Origin of the sequence: Aequorivita vitellina (assembly GCF_022008365.1) — a bacterium.
Lineage (GTDB): Bacteria > Bacteroidota > Bacteroidia > Flavobacteriales > Flavobacteriaceae > Aequorivita > Aequorivita vitellina.
The window spans coordinates 21,378-39,693 of sequence record NZ_JAIRBA010000010.1 but is presented as its reverse complement, the minus strand read 5'-3'; the positions used below and the strand labels follow the sequence as shown (position 1 = coordinate 39,693).

General features: G+C 37.9%; 13 protein-coding genes. All 13 read left to right on the top strand.

Going from position 1 to position 18,316, the window contains the following annotated elements; all coding sequences use genetic code 11:
• The first annotated feature begins 419 nt into the window (after positions 1 to 419).
• The 13 genes from K8089_RS06915 to K8089_RS06860 all read left to right on the top strand — a co-directional run bounded on the left by K8089_RS06915 (position 420) and on the right by K8089_RS06860 (position 18,207).
• Positions 420 to 1,181 carry a lipopolysaccharide kinase InaA family protein gene (locus K8089_RS06915; RefSeq protein ID WP_237602559.1) on the top strand — a complete coding sequence of 254 codons (762 nt, stop codon included), beginning with the start codon at positions 420 to 422 and terminating at the stop codon, positions 1,179 to 1,181.
• A 38-nt stretch (positions 1,182 to 1,219) separates the two neighbouring features.
• A complete protein-coding gene (locus K8089_RS06910; protein WP_237602558.1) occupies positions 1,220 to 3,463 on the top strand; it encodes a patatin-like phospholipase family protein in 2,244 nt (747 codons plus the stop codon).
• A gap of 380 nt (positions 3,464 to 3,843) precedes the next feature.
• Positions 3,844 to 4,332 (top strand): SIP domain-containing protein, encoded by a 489-nt coding sequence (locus K8089_RS16630; RefSeq protein WP_338149239.1) that lies wholly within the window; start codon positions 3,844 to 3,846, stop codon positions 4,330 to 4,332.
• An 18-nt stretch (positions 4,333 to 4,350) separates the two neighbouring features.
• Positions 4,351 to 4,986: a siderophore-interacting protein gene (locus tag K8089_RS06905; RefSeq protein ID WP_338149238.1), complete on the top strand. Its 636-nt coding sequence runs from the start codon at positions 4,351 to 4,353 to the stop codon at positions 4,984 to 4,986.
• Between the two features lie 1,227 nt (positions 4,987 to 6,213).
• Positions 6,214 to 6,918, top strand: a complete 705-nt coding sequence (locus K8089_RS06900; protein ID WP_237602557.1) for a VIT1/CCC1 transporter family protein — start codon at positions 6,214 to 6,216, stop codon at positions 6,916 to 6,918.
• A gap of 62 nt (positions 6,919 to 6,980) precedes the next feature.
• A complete protein-coding gene (locus tag K8089_RS06895) occupies positions 6,981 to 8,276 on the top strand; it encodes a ferredoxin reductase family protein (protein WP_237602556.1) in 1,296 nt (431 codons plus the stop codon).
• Positions 8,277 to 8,399: 123 nt separating this feature from the next.
• The gene (locus tag K8089_RS06890) at positions 8,400 to 8,978 is read left to right on the top strand and encodes a cytochrome b/b6 domain-containing protein (RefSeq protein WP_237602555.1); all 579 of its coding nucleotides are present in this window, start codon (positions 8,400 to 8,402) and stop codon (positions 8,976 to 8,978) included.
• 113 nt (positions 8,979 to 9,091) lie between these two features.
• Positions 9,092 to 9,499 (top strand): OsmC family protein, encoded by a 408-nt coding sequence (locus tag K8089_RS06885; protein WP_237602554.1) that lies wholly within the window; start codon positions 9,092 to 9,094, stop codon positions 9,497 to 9,499.
• 224 nt (positions 9,500 to 9,723) lie between these two features.
• On the top strand, positions 9,724 to 10,218 hold the full coding sequence (locus tag K8089_RS06880) for a heme-binding domain-containing protein (RefSeq protein WP_237602553.1): 495 nt from the start codon (positions 9,724 to 9,726) through the stop codon (positions 10,216 to 10,218).
• A gap of 157 nt (positions 10,219 to 10,375) precedes the next feature.
• On the top strand, positions 10,376 to 11,044 hold the full coding sequence (locus K8089_RS06875) for a response regulator transcription factor (RefSeq protein WP_237602552.1): 669 nt from the start codon (positions 10,376 to 10,378) through the stop codon (positions 11,042 to 11,044).
• Complete coding sequence (locus tag K8089_RS06870) at positions 11,041 to 12,414, top strand: sensor histidine kinase (RefSeq protein WP_237602551.1); 1,374 nt, start codon at positions 11,041 to 11,043, stop codon at positions 12,412 to 12,414. Before K8089_RS06875 ends, K8089_RS06870 begins: the two co-directional genes overlap by 4 nt.
• A 289-nt stretch (positions 12,415 to 12,703) precedes the next feature.
• Positions 12,704 to 17,038, top strand: a complete 4,335-nt coding sequence (locus K8089_RS06865) for a CusA/CzcA family heavy metal efflux RND transporter (protein WP_237602550.1) — start codon at positions 12,704 to 12,706, stop codon at positions 17,036 to 17,038.
• A gap of 2 nt (positions 17,039 to 17,040) precedes the next feature.
• Positions 17,041 to 18,207, top strand: a complete 1,167-nt coding sequence (locus tag K8089_RS06860; protein WP_237602549.1) for an efflux RND transporter periplasmic adaptor subunit — start codon at positions 17,041 to 17,043, stop codon at positions 18,205 to 18,207.
• Positions 18,208 to 18,316 lie beyond the last annotated feature (109 nt).

Sequence of the window (18,316 nt, the reverse complement as noted above, 5' to 3'; positions counted from 1 at the left end):
AAAGTCACTATTGAGAGTGAGATGGATTTCCTAGTAGTCACATCTGTCCGCCAATCAGGTAGAGATTGAAGCTCATTTGTGTAGCGGGAAGGGATTACTTATTTTAAAAACTAAAAAATTGGTTGATCATAGCTTTAATATCTTAAAGCTATGATTGCATTTTTAAGCAAGTCTAAAACGGTAAGTTCTTGCCTTTATTTCTATAGGCCATCTAAGAATGGTAAGACTTTTTCGGCTAAAGAAACTGAAAAGCTTTTCGCGAAAAATTACTAAAAGAACTTAAAGAAAAAATCGAAGAACTGCAAAATGAATACAAGTTGACCTAACACATTATCTTCAGACAACGGGGAGATAAATTTTATGATTTTATCACAAAGAAGATGCTGTTATAAATTTAATAATGGAAAAATTGATGAGAAATGAAGAGAAAGATGAAAATCCATTTAGATTACTTACATCTAAATGGATTTATAGCAGACACTATTGACAATTTTGCTACACAGGGACATATTATTCAAAACCATAGAAATGAAATTAAGATTTTTGAATACCAAAAAAATAAGTTTGTTGTAAAATCTTTTAAAAAGATTACCATAGCCAATAGGATTATTTATAAATTTCTTAGAAAATCTAAAGCCAGACGCTCGTATGAAAATGCCCTTAGATTATTGGATCTCAAAATAGGTACACCTTTTCCCGTTGCTTATGTGGAAGAGAGCTCTGGATTATTCTTAAAGAACTCTTATTTTATAAGTTGTTTTGTGGAACATGAAACAACCGATAAGCATCTAATAGAGAGTTCTGATGTGCCATTTTTAGAAGCTATGGGAGCGTTTTTATTTAATCTTCATAAAAAGGAAGTATTTCATTATGATCTACATACATCTAATATATTAACGACAAAAGACAGTAAAGGAAAAATTGATTTCTGCCTGGTTGACATTAATCGATTAAAATTCAAAAAACCAACTAAACAGAGAAGAGTTAAGAATTTGAATCGACTCTCTTTACCTTTTGATCAATATTCAATTCTTATCTCAAAATATGCAGAAATGGCTGAGTTTGATGTTTTCTCATTTGCTCACAAACAATTATATCAGAGAAAAAAATATCAGATTTTTAGACAAATAAAAAGCCTGTTTAAAGATTTATATAAAAAAAGTGGCAACTGCAATAAGTAGAAATACGCAAAAAGAAGCTGGCGACTGAACTTTTACGAATGAAAAACTATTTACTATTTCTTTTATGCCTGGTGTGTAATATTGCTTTTTCCCAAGAAAGCGAACGTCCCAAAATTGGGCTTACCCTGAGTGGCGGTGGTGCTAAAGGGCTTGCTCACATAGGATTGTTACAGGCTATTGATTCGGCCGGAGTTAAAGTGGATTATGTCACAGGAACGAGTATGGGCGCTATTGTTGGCGGACTTTATGCTGTGGGTTACAGCGGCCAAGAAATAGAAGATATTGCGCGCAAAATAGATTGGGATAAGATACTCACAAATAGATCACCCTATGATTTACTGATACTCCCAAAGAAAAATAACATGGGAAAATATCTTGAAATCCCTTTGATAGATGGGAAAGTATCTTTCCGAAAAGGAGCTTTGGAATCCAATGAACTTTGGTTGACGCTCAACGAATTGTTTTTTCCCTACCTGACAACCGCCGATTTTAGTAAATTTCAGAAAGGATTTCGCTGTGTTGCAGCAGACATTGAAAATGGAGATGCCGTAGTTCTTAAAAACGGTAATATCGTTAAAGCTATTCGTGCAAGTATGGCAATTCCAGTCGCCTTTACTCCAGTCGAAATTGATGAAAAAACCCTTATTGACGGCGGTATCGCCATGAATTTTCCAGTGTCAGAAGTCAAGGATATGGGCGCGGATTTTGTTATTGGAAGTTCCGTTTCGGGTATTTTATTGCAAAGAAAAGATATCGATAATCCATTTCAGATGATTTCTCAACTTGCATTCTATAAGGAGAATAAGGATTTTCAGCAGCAAGTAAAATCTACCGACATTTTTGTTGATTATCCCATTGAAAAATACAATGCATCAAGTTTTTCGTCCTCAAATGAAATCATTAGCCTAGGGATCAAGAGAGGAAAAGAAATATATCCTCAGTTGAAGCGGTTCAAGGATTCGCTTGATGCAATTTATGGCAAAGAACCCGTACACAATGAGAAGCGTAAAATGACAAATGAATTGTTTGTTTCAAAAGTTCATGCCAACGGACTCAGTAAAAGAGAGGCCGATTTTTTTATGAATATGATGGATTTTCAAGATAATAAAAGTTATACCTCCGATGTATTCTCCGATAAGATCAGGGAAGTTTTTGGGTCGGGAAATTTCAGAAAAATAAATTATGAGTTTATACCAAACAATGAAAGTGACCGTGTAACGGTAAATATTAATTTTGAAAAAGAACCGCAGCATCTTATTAAAACGGGGTTGAGTTATAATTCAGAGCGAGGGATTGCATTGATACTTGGTTATACGGTATTGGGGTATTCTAATCCATTTTCTGAAACCTCTGCTGAAATTGCGATTGGTGAAAATCCACAGTTTAATATCCGCAATCATTATTTCTTTAATAGCAAAAGAAACTGGTATCTGGAATCTACTGTAAAAGGAGAATATACAGACATATCCGTATATAATGAGAATCTTAAAAAATCAGGTCTATATAATCAAAAACATTTTTCATTTGAGGTAAAAGCCAACAAGCTTATTACGGGCAATTTTACAGCAGGAATAGGTTCTCGGTATGAATATCTAAAATATTCACCCGAGATAGAAACATTCCCAAAGGTTTATGGGAAAATCAATTTCCTTACCGGATTCGTTGATTTGCATTTTAATAACTTAAATAGTCCTTCCTATCCAAACAGTGGTAATATTATTGACTTTGAAGCCGGCGTAAACTATAATCAACACCCCGATTTTAAGTATGATGATGGGAATTCAGCAACGCCACAATCTTCTCCCTTATTCAGTAAAAAAGCATATTATTCGATAAAATATTATTCAGCTCACTATTTGCCTATTCATAAACATTCCCTATTTTTTAAATTACATTCAGGTATGCATTTTGGAAATAAGCAACCTTTTCTCAACGATTTTATTGTCGGAGGCAACGATTTGGTAATACGGAATCAGATCTTATTTCCTGGTTTTCGTACTAATTCCATTTTTAGCTCAAGCGTGATTGCTCCACAAGTAGGATTACATTATTCCGTTACCAAAAAACTTGTTGTAACAGCTACATCAAGCTTTCTGAAATACGATTTTATTAAATCTAATATTATCATAGATGAGAATCACGGGAACAGTTCCGTTTGGGGTGTCGCATTGGCTGCAGGCTATAGGTCATTTATCGGACCACTAGAAGCTATTTTAATGTATAATGATATAAATAATAATATTTCAGCCAGTTTTAACATAGGTTATTCTTTAAATTTTTAAAAGATAAAGAATTTATTTACAGATTTATATACATGAAATTATTAGTGTATCCGTTTATAATACGAGTATAAAAATCAGCGGCAAACAAAAACATGAGAACGTGAAAGGTATTCGCGGACAAAACAGCAAGTAGCAACGTTGCGTTTCCAGCATAATATTTTGCATTTTTATTGGTCGACTACTTGATTTAATCACAAATCAATTTAAATAGTCCTCAAAGGCAAACGTCATTACTTTTAAGGACTTTGTTTTTATATTAGATCTAATAAACACTTCAAATTGACAATAAACTAACTGCCACAACAAGGAATAAAATATTAAAAAGCCGAACCGCCAATATCGTATTTACAATAGTGGGGCTGACGGAACCATATGATCTGATGGACAGCTTGCCTCAATTGGCAGACGTTTCATCGTATGACATTTCTCAAAAGGACGAGGCGCTGTACCGAAAACTGTCGCCCATTAATCTTACCGATAAAAGGTTGATGAATTTGGCAAAAGGACTTGCACCTGCTCATGTACGTGTAAGTGGCACTTGGGCGAATGCTACTTTTTTTCAGGAACCAAATGATACGTTTGAAAACTGCAGAATAAGCAAAATGAATGATGAAATAGATTGGTCTAAAGTTGTAGTCCTCGGTTCATTTTCAAATACTTCACGCATAAATATTATAGAAGAAAATATGAAAGACAGCACCATCCCTTCGGCAAATCCCTTTATTGCCGCTCCCTTTACTGTAGTGCGCAAAGAATATATTACACCGCACTACCTGAGAATTTTCTTAACAGGTGAAAGTGTGACTGAAATCGCGGATACCACGGTAGGGATTAACAATAAAATAATCATTCCTCCGGCTGGGACATAAAATTTCACAATGCCAAAAATGAATTCTGAAACTCGATCTTGGGAATATCCCCGTACGTATTCAAAACCCATCATACGTACATATACCCACCGCGGAATTGACTTGGAAAAAAAGGAAATCTGGATTGATTTTGTGGTTCACGGCGATGAAGGACCAGCATCTGCTTGGGCCGCAAATTCAAAACCTGGAGATGCTTTAGGGGTGATGATGAAGCGAGGAAAAAAAGAACTTTATTCACCTGCCGAACATTATGTTTTAGTGGGTGATGCTACTGCCATTCCTGTGATAGGCGCCATTCTCGAAGATCTTCCTGAATCGGCAAGGGGAGTGGCTATTTTGGAGGTGTACGGAGAAAATGAAGAACAGTTTTTGGATACCAAGGCAGATATTGAAATAATCTGGACACACAATTCTCATCCCCAGAAAGGTAGTAATCTCGCTTCTATTTTAAAACAACGAGAATTGCCTATAGCCTCAAGATTTGCTTATGTAGCGGCCGAATTTTCGACCATAAAGGAAATCCGGAACTATTTACGCAAAGAGCAGGGCTGGGAGCGGGAGGAACTTTATGCCTACTCTTATTGGAAATCAGGGGTGGCTGAAGACCGCTCTGTAACGGATAGAAGGACTGAAATGGTAAAAGACGATGGATAATTAACGAATATTATAAAGACTTTTTTCAAACCAGAAATAATTAGTGAGGTAATTATATAGCTTGAACTGGAAAGGCAAACGACAAATGTGGGAACGTTTGCAATTACTTATCTTGAAATACGGCCAAACATTCTATCTCTAACTGAACTTCAGAGTGTTCATTTTTTTGGGAATGAATATCTAAGCGGCAAAGCATTTTGACCTAAAATCGGTACTTTTGAAAGACCTGACAAGAAAAGATTTAAAGATTACAATGGAACCTATTTCTTGCCTGAATTCAAATGAAATGATTGCCGAGAAAATTGCGATTCGAACAATATATTTTAGTATCATAGCCAATAGGCCCGGACTTCTGTGCATCCGGAAGTAAATTCGGAATATCCTCCCTTGGCCAGGTTCAATTACCTTTTCATTATTCAGTGATCAGTTGGCTTGTAGAGAGTATAAAAGTTGGCCCTGGATATATCCGTTTGCTTCGATCTTGGTTCATCTCCTTCTTGTCTGCCGGTAGTGCTCATTCCACCTGCTACTAAGGCTAATCCAACATTTTGAAATTGTTGAAATCTTTATTGAGAAAGATTATCTTGAGAGCTATCGGGGCGAAGTTCAAAACGTTGATCTACCCGTAATCGTGATGGGAAACTTTGGAAGAAATTGGATATGATATTAAATTTAGTTTATTAAACTAAATTTTTTATTGAATAATATTTTCAGTAGAATAAAAATATCGAGCTGTTACCCATTCTTTTTAAATTTTAAGCCAATCTTAAGAAATACCAAATCCAATCTTAATTAATAATTGCAACTTTTACTGGGTAAATGAATTGATGCTATCAAGTAGTTGGTTTATGGTCAAATCAGGTTTAAGGTGGAGAATTTGATGTTTTGATACGTATAGGTGAAGTTTCAAACAAAAAAGACATTTTATGTCAGAAAGTAGGCGGATAAAACGTGCCAAAGGGAACAACAAGGTAGAGGCTGTAAAGTGCAGTATTACCAAGAAAGATAAAATAGTTTGGTTTATTATTTTAATCGCCATTATCATTTTAATCTGCTTTCAACTGTTCTTAATTTTCCTAAAGTACTTTATAGTTCTCTAGTCGAGGATTCACCGTGCATGTTGGTTAAATAAAAAGTAATATCTATAAATTTTCCAAAAGTGATTTTTGTCACATTCTTGCCCAAATCGCTATTGTATATTTACTATAACAGAAAAGAAATTACAAGATGTCAGAATTAGCAGATGATTATTTAGACAGTCATTACATACACCGTAGCAATTGGTTAAGGGCAGCCGTACTGGGAGCAAATGACGGGATTTTATCAACGGCAAGTATCGCAATAGGTGTTGCTGCCGCAAGTGATTTTAGAGAGCCTGTTATCTTGGCGACGGTAGCTGGATTAGTGGCCGGTGCTTTATCTATGGCCGCGGGAGAATATGTTTCTGTGAGTTCACAAACGGATATTGAAACAGCGGATATTGAGAGGGAAAGAAAAGAATTGGAGGAAATGCCCGAAATTGAATTGCAACGCCTCGCAGAAATTTATGAAAAAAGAGGGTTAAAGAAGCAAACCGCCCTGACCGTTGCCAAAGAACTCACGGAAAAGGACGCCCTCGCCGCCCACGTTAGGGATGAGCTGGGTATTAATGAAATTAGTCAGGCCAACCCCATACAAGCCGCCCTTGCCTCTGGAGCTGCCTTTACGGCAGGAGGCGTGCTCCCGTTGTTGGTAGCATTATTTCTGCCATTTGAACACTTGGAATATTACCTCTACGGTTCTGCCATTTTATTCCTAATTATTTTAGGAGGCTTAGCTGCCAAAACAGGAGGCTCTAGTGTAAAAAGGGCTGTAATTAGAATAACTTTCTGGGGTACTGTCGCAATGGGATTGACAGCATTGGTGGGTTATTTGTTTAACGTGAATGTGTGATAAGAGACACACCGCGAGCCCTTATATGATATGAACGGAGGCTCTGGAAAATATAAATACTCATGAAGAATAGAGATAGATATTTAATTTTGATTTTTCTGGTAATTGTGTTACCCATTTTTCTTTGGGGGTTAAGCTTCCCACAAACAACAATAAAGCACAATGCCTATCCAATTATTGTATATGGTAGTCAACTTTTCGCTGTAATTGGATTCTCCTTGTTCGCCTTTTCCTTTATGTTATCTACCCGGATTAAAGTGATAGAAAAATATTTTGGAGGGCTTGATAAGTTATATCGGATCCACCACACCATTGGCAAACTAGCATTTTTTGCGTTGTTGATTCATCCTGTGGTGTTAGCAGTGAGATGGTTGCCAGACAACATCGCAAAAACGTTTTGGTATCTCTTGCCGGTCCATAGAAAGATGGAAATAAATTTGGGCAGTTGGGCATTGTTGGGATTGACCACATTATTGTTATTTACCTTGGTTATAAAACTACCTTATGACAAGTGGAAAATAACCCACAAATTCATGGGTTTGTTTTTTATTTTAGGCATCGCCCATGTGTTTGGTGTGGCTGGTTTTTATGAAGAAAAACCCTTGCTGGCAATTTACTTTATAATTATTTCTATTCTTGGGGTGTCCGCATTTATGTATAAAGCAATATTTCACAAGTGGGCGGTGAAAAAATATCCGTTCACAGTAGTAAAAATCGACAAGTTGAATGAGAGGACAATGGAAATTACCTTACGGAATGAATCTGCTGATTTCGATTATATTCCTGGACAGTTTTGTTTCTTCCAATTTGTCAACGAAGGGATTAGCATGGAATCGCATCCATTCACCATTTGTGGTGCTTCAAAGGAAGGAGAGATTAATATACTCGTTAAGTCTTTGGGAGACTATACCAATAATCTTTATAAAAAATTGACCCTGGACAGTGCTGCCTTGGTTGAGGGACCTTATGGCTGTTTTGATTATAAATTAGGCAAAGAGAAGCAAATATGGATAGGCGGAGGGGTTGGAATAGCCCCATTTATAAGTTGGTGTAGAGATTTAGAAAAGAACTCTATGCCAGGGCTGGAAGTTGAGTTATACTACTGTGTAAATAGTGAGGCAGAGGCCTTTCATCTACACGAATTCCAAAAGCTGGAAAAAGCACCGCCCAATTTTCGAGTTACATTATCGTGCTCAGATAAAAGCGGATTTTTAAAAGTAAGGGATATCGGGGAGACCAAGAATATGACCATTTTTATTTGCGGACCAAAGGAAATGAGGAGTGCGCTATTGAAAGATTTTAAGGGCCTTAAGATACCGAAGGAAAATATAATTTTTGAGGATTTCGATTTTATCTAGCTAAATTATTTTTTGGATGAGAGGTATTTTTCTTTTAATACTTTACTCCCAACGAAACACGCATAGGTTGCACAAGATAATATTATCTGAAAAAGAAAATAAACATTATTAAAAACAAACATCATGGAAAAAACAAAGTATTCTAAAATCTATCGAATAATCCATTGGGCGATAGCAGTTTCATTCCTGCTGCTGTTGATTACGATTTTTTTGCGGTTAACATGGATGAACAAGTATAATGTGGCAGAAATCATACAAGATTATTTGAGTGGTACCGATCAGGTTTTAACTCAGGACCAACTCATTGCTCTGGCAAAAAAGATAAGACAGCCCATGTGGGATTGGCACATTTACGTTGGTTATGTATTGGTTGGATTATTTAGTATTCGTTTCATACTTCCTGCATTTGGACATATGCGAATCCAAAATCCTTTTGCTAAAAATCTATCCATAAAGGAGAAATTTCAAAAATGGACATATATCATTTTTTACCTCTGTGTGGTTACTTCATTAATTACCGGACTTATAATTGAATTGGGTTCAAAAGAGTTAAAAAAACCGATGGAAGAAATACATGTGCTGGGCCTTTATTACTTGATTGGATTTATTGTAATCCATATTTCAGGTGTACTTCTAGCTGAATTTACAGTCCATAAAGGAATAGTCTCGAAGATAGTGAGTGGCACTAAAAAGGAAGATTAGATAAGGGCAGAAGCAGGGTAGGTAAAAGAAAAAAGACGAAAGACTTACCAGCCGGCAGGTTCTAAGTTATATTGTGAAGTATTGTCACTTTTAAACTAGTTGAAACACATACCATGAAATATCAAATCACAGCCTCATCCACTTCAAATCAGGATGCTGTTATTCATATAAAACAGTCGGATATAGATTTTGGAACTACTTCAAAAACTGCTGAAACGCTGCCCAATCCAGCCGAATTATTCTTGGGAGCTTTTGCTGCGTGTATGTTGAAGAATGTTGAACGCTTTTCAGAGATGATGAAATTTTCCTATACAAAAGCTACTGTTGAAGTCAATGCAACACGCCTTGAAAATCCGCCACGAATGGACGGTATAAGTTACAGTTTGACAATTTTCAGCAATGATAAAAAACTTAATACAGACCTACTTAAAAAGAACATTGAAAAGTTTGGAACCATCTATAATACAGTAAAATTGTCTTGTTCAATTTCAGGCACTATAAACACTATTAGCAATGTCTGATTGTTTTCGACACATTGCAGATTGGTAGATTTTAAACGAATAGCTATAAATGAATCATAAAATACAATGCTCTCTAAGACAAGAATACCGCCAAATGGTATTTGATAAATTTTAAGCCAATCTTAAGAAATACCAAATCTTAGCTTAATTTAGAATTACAACTTTTGTGGAACATTTTAGTATTGAATGTTTTATATATGTCTAATCTCTTAAAGACGAAAAAGATGAAAAAGGTTTTAAAAGTAATTCTGGTAATTGTAATTATGGCATTCATTGCGATTCAATTTATAAGGCCCGCAAAAAACTCAGGTGAAGAAATTGCCGCAAACCAAATTACAGCGAAGTATCAAATTCCCCCCGAAGTAGAGCAAATCCTAAAGGTTTCCTGTTACGATTGCCATAGCAATACAACCCATTATCCTTGGTATTCCAATATTCAACCTGTTGCCTGGTGGCTTGATGATCACATAGTAGAAGGTAAAGATGAATTGAATTTTTCTACCTTTATGGAGTATCCGGTCTGGCGACAATACAAGAAATTCAAGGAAATAGGGAAGGAAGTAAAAGAAGGTGAAATGCCAATGGAATCCTACACCTTCATCCATCGCGATGCAGTGATGACTGCCGATCAAAAATCATTGGTACAAACCTGGGTGGCAAATACAATGAAAGAAATGGAATCGGAATATCCAGCAAAAAGTCTGAAGAAACCTAAATAGGGTTTCAGGTTGCAGGTTTCATCCACCTTCGCTGAAGCTTCGGTGGACAAGGGTTGCAAGTTTCAGGTTTCAGGTTGCAAGTTTGTCCATTGTCCATGCCTAAATAGCATTGAACGTTGAGTATTAAACATTGAAAATTGAACATTGAAAATTGAGCATGAGAATTTTAATCGTAGAAGATGAACCCGGCATATACAATTTCCTCAAACAAGGCTTGGAGGAGGAGTCCTATGCCGTAGATATTGCAGAGGAAGGCAAGAAAGGCCTTCAACTGGCCCTTTCGGGGGAATATGATTTATTGCTGTTGGATTGGATGGTTCCGGGAATGAGCGGCATCGAAATTTGTCGTCAATTCAGAAAGGAGTTTAAGGAAACACCTGTCATATTTTTAACGGCAAAGGACACCCTTGATGAAACCATTTTCGGACTTCAAGCCGGTGCTAACGACTATATCAAAAAACCTTTTCATTTTGAAGAGCTTTTAGAACGGATCAAGGTGCAATTGCGTCCTAAATCTGGGGAACATTCCGTTTTTAAACTTGGAAACATTATACTGAATACCGCCACCCATCAAGTCTTTAAATTTGAGGAGGAAATTAGTCTTACGCAAAAAGAATTTGCACTTCTGGAATACCTTATGCGCAACAAGGGTATAGTTTGCCGAAGGTCGCGTATCATTGAAAGTGTTTGGGACATCCACTTTGAATACAACACTGGGGTTATCGATGTATATATTAATGCCCTTCGGAAAAAACTAAAACTTGGAGAGGATGAAAACTATATCCAAACCGTTCGTGGAGTGGGCTATGTAGCAAAAGAAATATGAACTTAAGTTTTAGAAATAGAATTGCATTGCACTATATGATAGCTACTGCCGTGATTATGGTCGTGGCGTTTATTGCTGTTTATTTTGTAGTGAAGGAAACGGTCTATCAAAATCTCGATGACGATTTGTCTTTTGAAGCTGAAAGGCATACGGGTGAAATTATAATTGTTGGAGATAGCATAAAGGTAAGAAACAAAAGAGAGTGGGAGGAGAGAGAACATCGGGAAGTTCAGGTAAATCCAGTCTTTATTCAGATCCTGAATAAGAATGGCAAATTTATGGACAAATCGCCAAACCTTAAGGAAGAGATCCTAACCTTCAACCCACAACAAAACTACGGTGGCCATTTTAATGAAACATTGAACAGTATAGCCATTCGGCAAGTACAGGTGCCTATTGAGGAAAACGGTAAAATTAAAGGGTTTATACTGGCCGCAATGTCATTGGAATCATCCAAGATGGTATTGCTTAGCCTGCGGAATGTTTTGATTGTTTCCTATTTATTTCTTTTGGTGGGATTGTATTTTATGTCTAGATATCTGGCAGGACGGGGCATCATACCTGTAAAGATTATAACCGAAACCACAAAAAGGATTACAAAGAACAATTTGAATGAAAGGGTGGTTTTGCCCCAAAATAAAGACGAACTCTACGAATTGTCCTCCGGCATCAACCAGTTATTACAGCGTATTGAAAGTGCCATTGAGCGAGAGCGGCAATTTACTTCCGATGCTTCGCACGAACTGCGTACCCCTTTGGCCACATTAAAGGGCACGCTTGAGGTGTTGATTCGAAAACCAAGGGAGCGGACAGAATATGAAGATAAAATAAAGTTTAGTCTTACGGAAATAGACCGAATGACTGCTACATTAGAACAACTTTTACTACTGGCGAGGTTAGATGCCAACTCCAATACAGTGGACGAATCTTTGGTGCCATTAACTACTATAATTGACGAAATTCTAACAAGGCGTAAAAAACGTATATCAGAAAAAGACCTCACAATAGATTTTCACAATGACGTTGCCCTAGAAAGTTTGGTACCCCAATATTACAGCAATCTAATCTTGGAAAACATTATCGGCAATGCCATAAAATATTCCAAGGAAAACAAAACGCTACATATTACGATTACCGAGACCGATTCCAAAATTGTCTGCAAGGTCCAGGATGAAGGGATAGGTATTAAAAAAGAGGATTTGAACAACTTGTTCAACCACTTTTTCAGGTCCGATGCCCTAAACCATAGAAGCATTCCAGGAAATGGCCTAGGTCTTTCCATAGCCAAAAAGGCTGCCGATGCGATAAATGCAGAAATTCACGTGGAAAGTGAATTTGGTCTGGGAACTACTTTCACGATTAAATTTTAAGCGAATCTTAAGAATTTCCTTAGTAAGACTTTATAATACGCTATTACTTTTATATAAGAATTAGCAACACTACACTTGAAAAGGAAAATAGATTCCCCCTGTTGACCATTAGATGTTATGGTTGGTTTTTAATGGTTGATTGGCAAAGGCTCTGAACAATGTTCGGGGCTTTTGTTTTTATGGTAAACCAAGGAATAATAATTCTTAAGCGAATCTTAAGAAACCGTTTAGATGGCTCTTAGATGCGCCAAATACATTTGTGATATAATTTTTAATAAACCAGCATAAAATGTTAGAACGTATAATCCAATACAGCATCCACCACAAACTTATTGTACTCTTGTTTACTGCGGGTATCGTTGGCTTTGGTCTTTATTCCCTATCCAATATTCCCATTGGCGCCGTACCGGATGTAACCAACAATCAAGTCCAGGTAATTACCACCTCCAGAAACTTAGCTACGGAAGACGTAGAAAAGTTTTTGACCTATCCCGTGGAATTGGAAATGGCGAATTTGCCTGGAGTAAAAGAAATCCGTTCGGTATCAAAGTTTGGCCTATCCGTAGTTACCGTTGTTTTCAATGATAATATGGGTACATACTTACCCCGTCAGCTTATCGCGGAGAAAATTAAAAGTGCTGAAGAAAAAATACCGGAAGGCTTTGGCTCACCTTTTATGGGTCCAGTTTCCACAGGTTTGGGTGAAATATATCAATATATAATCGACGTTGATCCAAAATACAAGGAACGGTATTCATTATCCGATGTGCGCACCATTCAGGATTGGGTGGTAAAACGGCAACTTTCCGGCATTCCGGGTGTGGTAGAAGTAAATACTTGGGGAGGTTATCTAAAGACATACGAAGTGACCATTAATCCTGAACGGCTCCGTGCTATGGACGTTTCCATCTTTGATGTGTTCAATGCATTGGAAAAAAACAATAGCGTTGCTGGCGGCGGTTATATTGAGAAAGCGAATGAGAGTTACTTTATCAGGGGCGAGGGTCTTGTGGGTTCCTTACAGGACATTGAAGATATTGTAGTAACAAATAAAGGAGACGTGCCGGTCTATGTTGGAGACATTGCTAAAGTAGGTTTTGGTCACGCCAACCGTTTTGGTGCGATCACGGGAAATGGTGAAGGAGAAAAAGTATTGGGCCAGGTAATGATGCTCAAAGATGCCAATTCCAATGCTGTTATCGAAGCGATAAAAGAACGCGTGGCCGAAATACAATCCTCATTGCCCCCAGGCATTTCCATTAATCCCTTTCTAGAGCGAAGTGAACTTATCGCGAAAACCACTTTTACAATTGCCGAAAACCTGATACTGGGGAGTTTAATTGTGATATTCGTTGTGGTGGTACTCTTGGGTAACCTGCGTTCTGGCTTGGTCGTTGCCTCCGTCATTCCATTATCGTTGCTATTTGCACTTTCCCTGATGTACCTCTTCGGCGTAGATGCCAACTTGATGAGCTTAGGGGCGATAGACTTCGGGATTATCATCGATGGTGCAGTAATTATTGTTGAATTTATTGCTTTTAAAATAACAAGTCAACGAGCTAAGATATTGGCACTTCCCAAAAACGAAAGACAAGGATTAATAGATAGCATTACTTTTCAAGGTGCTACTAAAATGATGAACTCCGCCGTTTTCGGGCAAATAATCATAATCATCGTATTTATACCCATTTTATCCTTGGTCAATGTAGAAGGTAAAATGTTCCGGCCTATGGCATTGGTATTCACTTTTGCCCTTATTGGCGCTATGGTGCTGTGTTTTACCTATATCCCGGTAATGGCTTCTCTGTTCATCAAACCTACCAATACCGAAAAAAGGACTATTTCATCCAGACTGATCAATTTTTTGGAAAGGAAATACCAGCCTACCATCTCCTGGGCGTTGCGTAAAAAGAAATTGGTTCTGGGCATTGCAGTAGGACTATTGGTGTTTACCGGATTTCTATTTACGAGAATGGGAGGGGAATTCGTGCCAACCTTAGATGAAGGAGATTTTGTAATTCAACCTGTATTGAAAACCGGAACTTCATTGAGCAAAACTATCGAAGCAACAACCCGAATGGAAAAAATACTGAAAAAGTTTCCAGAAGTAGAGCAAGTTGTCAGTCGGATCGGTGCTGCCGAAGTACCTACAGACCCAATGTCCATGGAAGAAAGTGATGTTATAATCAAACTAAAACCAAAAGGCGAATGGGTATCTGCCAAGACTAAAAATGAACTGGCAGATAAATTTAAAGAGGCCTTATCGGAGATAGCAGGTGTTGATTTTGAATTTACCCAGCCTATAGAAATGCGATTTAACGAGCTGATTACGGGTGTACGTGCCGATTTGGCCATTAAGGTTTTTGGAGAGGATCTGGACATACTCTACAAAAAAGCTTTGGAAATTGAAAAGGCGATCCAAAACGTGGAAGGAGCTGCCGATATTATTGTAGAGAAAACTGCGGGACTGCCCCAGATGTCCGTGAAGTACGACCGCATAAAAATTGCAAAATACGGATTGAACATTGAAGACTTGAACAAGGTCGTCACAATGGGTTTTGCAGGAATGACCGCAGGAACAGTTTTCGAAGGTGAAAAGCAATTTGATCTGGTGCTTCGTTATGACCAAGACCAAAGAAAGGATATCGAAAATTTAGAGATGGCTTCGATTGCTCTTCCCAATGGAATGCAGCTGCCATTAAGTGAATTCGCCAAAATAGGTTACACCAAGGGACCGGCAAAAATTTCGCGCGATGATACCAAGCGACGTATAGTTGTAGGGGTGAACGTCCGTAACCGTGATCTGGAATCGGTAGTAAAAGATGTTCAAACCATTATTGAAAGAGATATAAAGTTGCCAACTGGCTATTCGATAAGCTATGGAGGGCAATTTGAGAATCTTCGTACGGCAACGGCAAGATTAAAAATTGCCGTACCTATTGCGCTGGTTCTGATTTTCGTCTTACTCTACTTTGCATTCAATTCCGTAAAAGAAGCCTTGATGATTTATAGTGCCATTCCTTTATCTGCCATTGGAGGCGTGATGTTACTGTATATACGGGATCTGCCCTTTAGTATTTCGGCAGGTGTTGGCTTTATTGCTCTTTTTGGAATTGCCGTGCTAAACGGTATTGTATTGATCGAAGAATTTAAGGAACTCAAAGCACACGGGATAACCAATATTAACAAGCGAATTTTAATGGGTACAAAGAATAGGTTACGTCCTGTATTATTAACAGCATCGGCAGCAGCTTTAGGCTTTTTGCCGATGGCAATTTCAACTTCGGCCGGTGCAGAGGTGCAAAGGCCGTTGGCAACAGTTGTTGTAGGAGGATTGATAACTGCTACTGCACTAACTCTAGTGGTATTGCCAATTTTATATGCAATGTTCGACAGAAAGGGACATCATCCTAAGGTTAAGAAAAAAGTAAATTTTAAAGCTCTTGGAGTTATTGCCTTTTTGTTCTTGCCTGTTTTTGCCATTGCCCAACAAAACCCTATTAATGCCCAACAAGCAGTACTAATAGCCATTGAAAACAATAACGGACTTAAGGCTTCTGCCAAAAGGATAGACCAATCCAAACAGTTGGTAGGAAGCGCCTTCAATTTGGACAAAACTCAGGTATATTATAATTATGACGAAAACAACATTGCCGAAAACGGTCGTCCATTGGATGTTTTTGGGGTGACTCAATCCATACAGTTCCCAACTATTTATGGGGCACAACGAAAGGTAGAAAAACAAAAAGTTGAGTTGTCCACCCAACAGTATCTGTTAAATGAAAGAATCTTGACCAAAGAGGTTTATAAAGCCTATTACAATGTGGTTTACTATAATAGTCTTGTGCAACAATACACTTTTTTGGACAGTCTTTATGGGCAATTCTCCAGAGCTGCCAATAAGCGATATGATGTGGGGGAAACCAATTTATTGGAAAAACTAACGGCAGAGACCAAGCAAAAAGAAATATCCATCTTGCTTTCACAAACAGAAGAAGACGTAGCAAAGGCATTTACGATGCTACATCAATGGATGCAGACGGATTCGTTGGTTACCATAGAGGAGAACCGTTTGCCCAGACTGGAATTGCAACCACCTAATTTTAGTAAGCATCCCGGGATTCTTTACTATGATACAGCTCAAAAATTGAGCAAAGCCTCCCTCTCTTTGGAAAGGCAAAGATTGCTTCCCGACTTGCATATATCAGTCTTCCAGGGCACCAACAATGGATTGGATGCAAAGCGATATAATGGATTTCAAGCGGGCGTATCGATTCCCTTATGGTTTGGGGCGAACAAAGCGAAAATCAATGCCGCAAAAACAGAAACTATGATAATGATTGATGAATCTGAAAATTACAAGATTCAACTGGAATCAAGGTATCAAGGCCTGTTGTCCGATTTAAACAAATTTCAGGAAGGCGTTGATTATTATGAAACCACAGGTGGCAAACTTGCAAAAGAACTAACTACGAGTGCATCAAAATCATTTCAAAACGGAGAGATAGATTTCCTGCAGTATGTGCAGCTATTGGAAAGTGCAAAAAACATTCAAATAAACTATTTACAAAACCTGAACGCGTATAACGCAACGGTTTTAGAATTAAACTATTTAATCAATTAACGATGAAAAATACAGTCAACAATTTCACCAATTTGAAAATCTTAACAAGCATTCTTCTATTGCTAATGTTAACGCTGGCTTCCTGTAATTCAAAAGGAAAAACAGAAGCGGCCAATACAGAAACCACCATAGAGAATACAGACCAAGAAGTAATTACCATAACCGAAAACCAGTTCAGATCCGGCAAAATGGAATTGGGCAAAATATCGATGCAGAAGTTTAACACTGTTGTGAAAGCCAACGGCATGTTCGCAGTGCCGCCACAGAACCAAGCAGATGTTAGTGCCTACTTTGCCGGCTACGTAAAGGAAATCAATCTATTGCCGGGGAATGCGGTAAAACAAGGACAGGTATTGTTCACAATTGAAAATCCGGAATATGTCCAGGTACAACAGGATTTCCTAGAAGCCCAAGGACGTTTGAGCTATTTGAAATCGGATTATGAACGCCAGAAAGAGCTGATGACCGATAATGTGACTTCAAAAAAGGTTTTTTTAAAGGCGGAATCGGATTATACCGTGACTATGGCACAATACCAATCCCTTAAAAAGAGGTTGAGCCTTATGAACATTAATCCGAATACCCTAACTGGCGAAAACATTAGGTCGGTAATCAGTGTGACTTCGCCATTATCAGGTTATGCAACTTCGGTAAATGCAAGTAAAGGAATGTACCTAAACCCTTCGGATATTGCCGTAACTGTTACCAATACAGACGACCTCCATATAGAATTGAAGATTTTTGAAAAGGACCTTCCTATTGTAAAAGTAGGTCAGCAAATCAATGTGAGATTGCAAAACGACACGGACAAAGTATATAAGGGTGTAGTCCATTTGGTCAACAAGACAATAAACGCACAGGATAGGACCGTAAATATTCACGGGGATTTGGCGAATGAAGAAGAAGTAAAACTTTTTGCTCCCGGAATGTACATTGAAGCAGAAATCCTGACCACAACTGCAGAACATCCTGCATTGCCATCAGAAGCGGTCGCAAACATTGACAATGACTTTTTCGTGCTTGTGAAAGAAGATAGCACAAATTTCAAAAGGGTATTGGTGAAAATAGGAGCCACGAACAATGGGTTTACCCAAATACTCAATGCAGCTGATTTTGAACCAAATATGGAGTTTTTGACCAAAGGAGCATTTAATTTAATAACAGAGTAAGTCGTGGTCGAAAGAAAAGATCGAAAATCCGATTGTTTTGCCCCGCCCCTAAAAGGGTGCAATCGGATTTTCTATGTTCACGGTGATTAAAAACAACATTGTTACTATT

Coding starts and splice junctions, on each gene's coding strand:
- K8089_RS06915 (WP_237602559.1), top strand. CDS start 420: ATGAAGAGAAAGATGAAAATCCATTTAGATTACTTACATCTAAATGGA.
- K8089_RS06910 (WP_237602558.1), top strand. CDS start 1,220: ATGAAAAACTATTTACTATTTCTTTTATGCCTGGTGTGTAATATTGCT.
- K8089_RS16630 (WP_338149239.1), top strand. CDS start 3,844: ATGGACAGCTTGCCTCAATTGGCAGACGTTTCATCGTATGACATTTCT.
- K8089_RS06905 (WP_338149238.1), top strand. CDS start 4,351: ATGAATTCTGAAACTCGATCTTGGGAATATCCCCGTACGTATTCAAAA.
- K8089_RS06900 (WP_237602557.1), top strand. CDS start 6,214: ATGTCAGAATTAGCAGATGATTATTTAGACAGTCATTACATACACCGT.
- K8089_RS06895 (WP_237602556.1), top strand. CDS start 6,981: ATGAAGAATAGAGATAGATATTTAATTTTGATTTTTCTGGTAATTGTG.
- K8089_RS06890 (WP_237602555.1), top strand. CDS start 8,400: ATGGAAAAAACAAAGTATTCTAAAATCTATCGAATAATCCATTGGGCG.
- K8089_RS06885 (WP_237602554.1), top strand. CDS start 9,092: ATGAAATATCAAATCACAGCCTCATCCACTTCAAATCAGGATGCTGTT.
- K8089_RS06880 (WP_237602553.1), top strand. CDS start 9,724: ATGAAAAAGGTTTTAAAAGTAATTCTGGTAATTGTAATTATGGCATTC.
- K8089_RS06875 (WP_237602552.1), top strand. CDS start 10,376: ATGAGAATTTTAATCGTAGAAGATGAACCCGGCATATACAATTTCCTC.
- K8089_RS06870 (WP_237602551.1), top strand. CDS start 11,041: ATGAACTTAAGTTTTAGAAATAGAATTGCATTGCACTATATGATAGCT.
- K8089_RS06865 (WP_237602550.1), top strand. CDS start 12,704: ATGTTAGAACGTATAATCCAATACAGCATCCACCACAAACTTATTGTA.
- K8089_RS06860 (WP_237602549.1), top strand. CDS start 17,041: ATGAAAAATACAGTCAACAATTTCACCAATTTGAAAATCTTAACAAGC.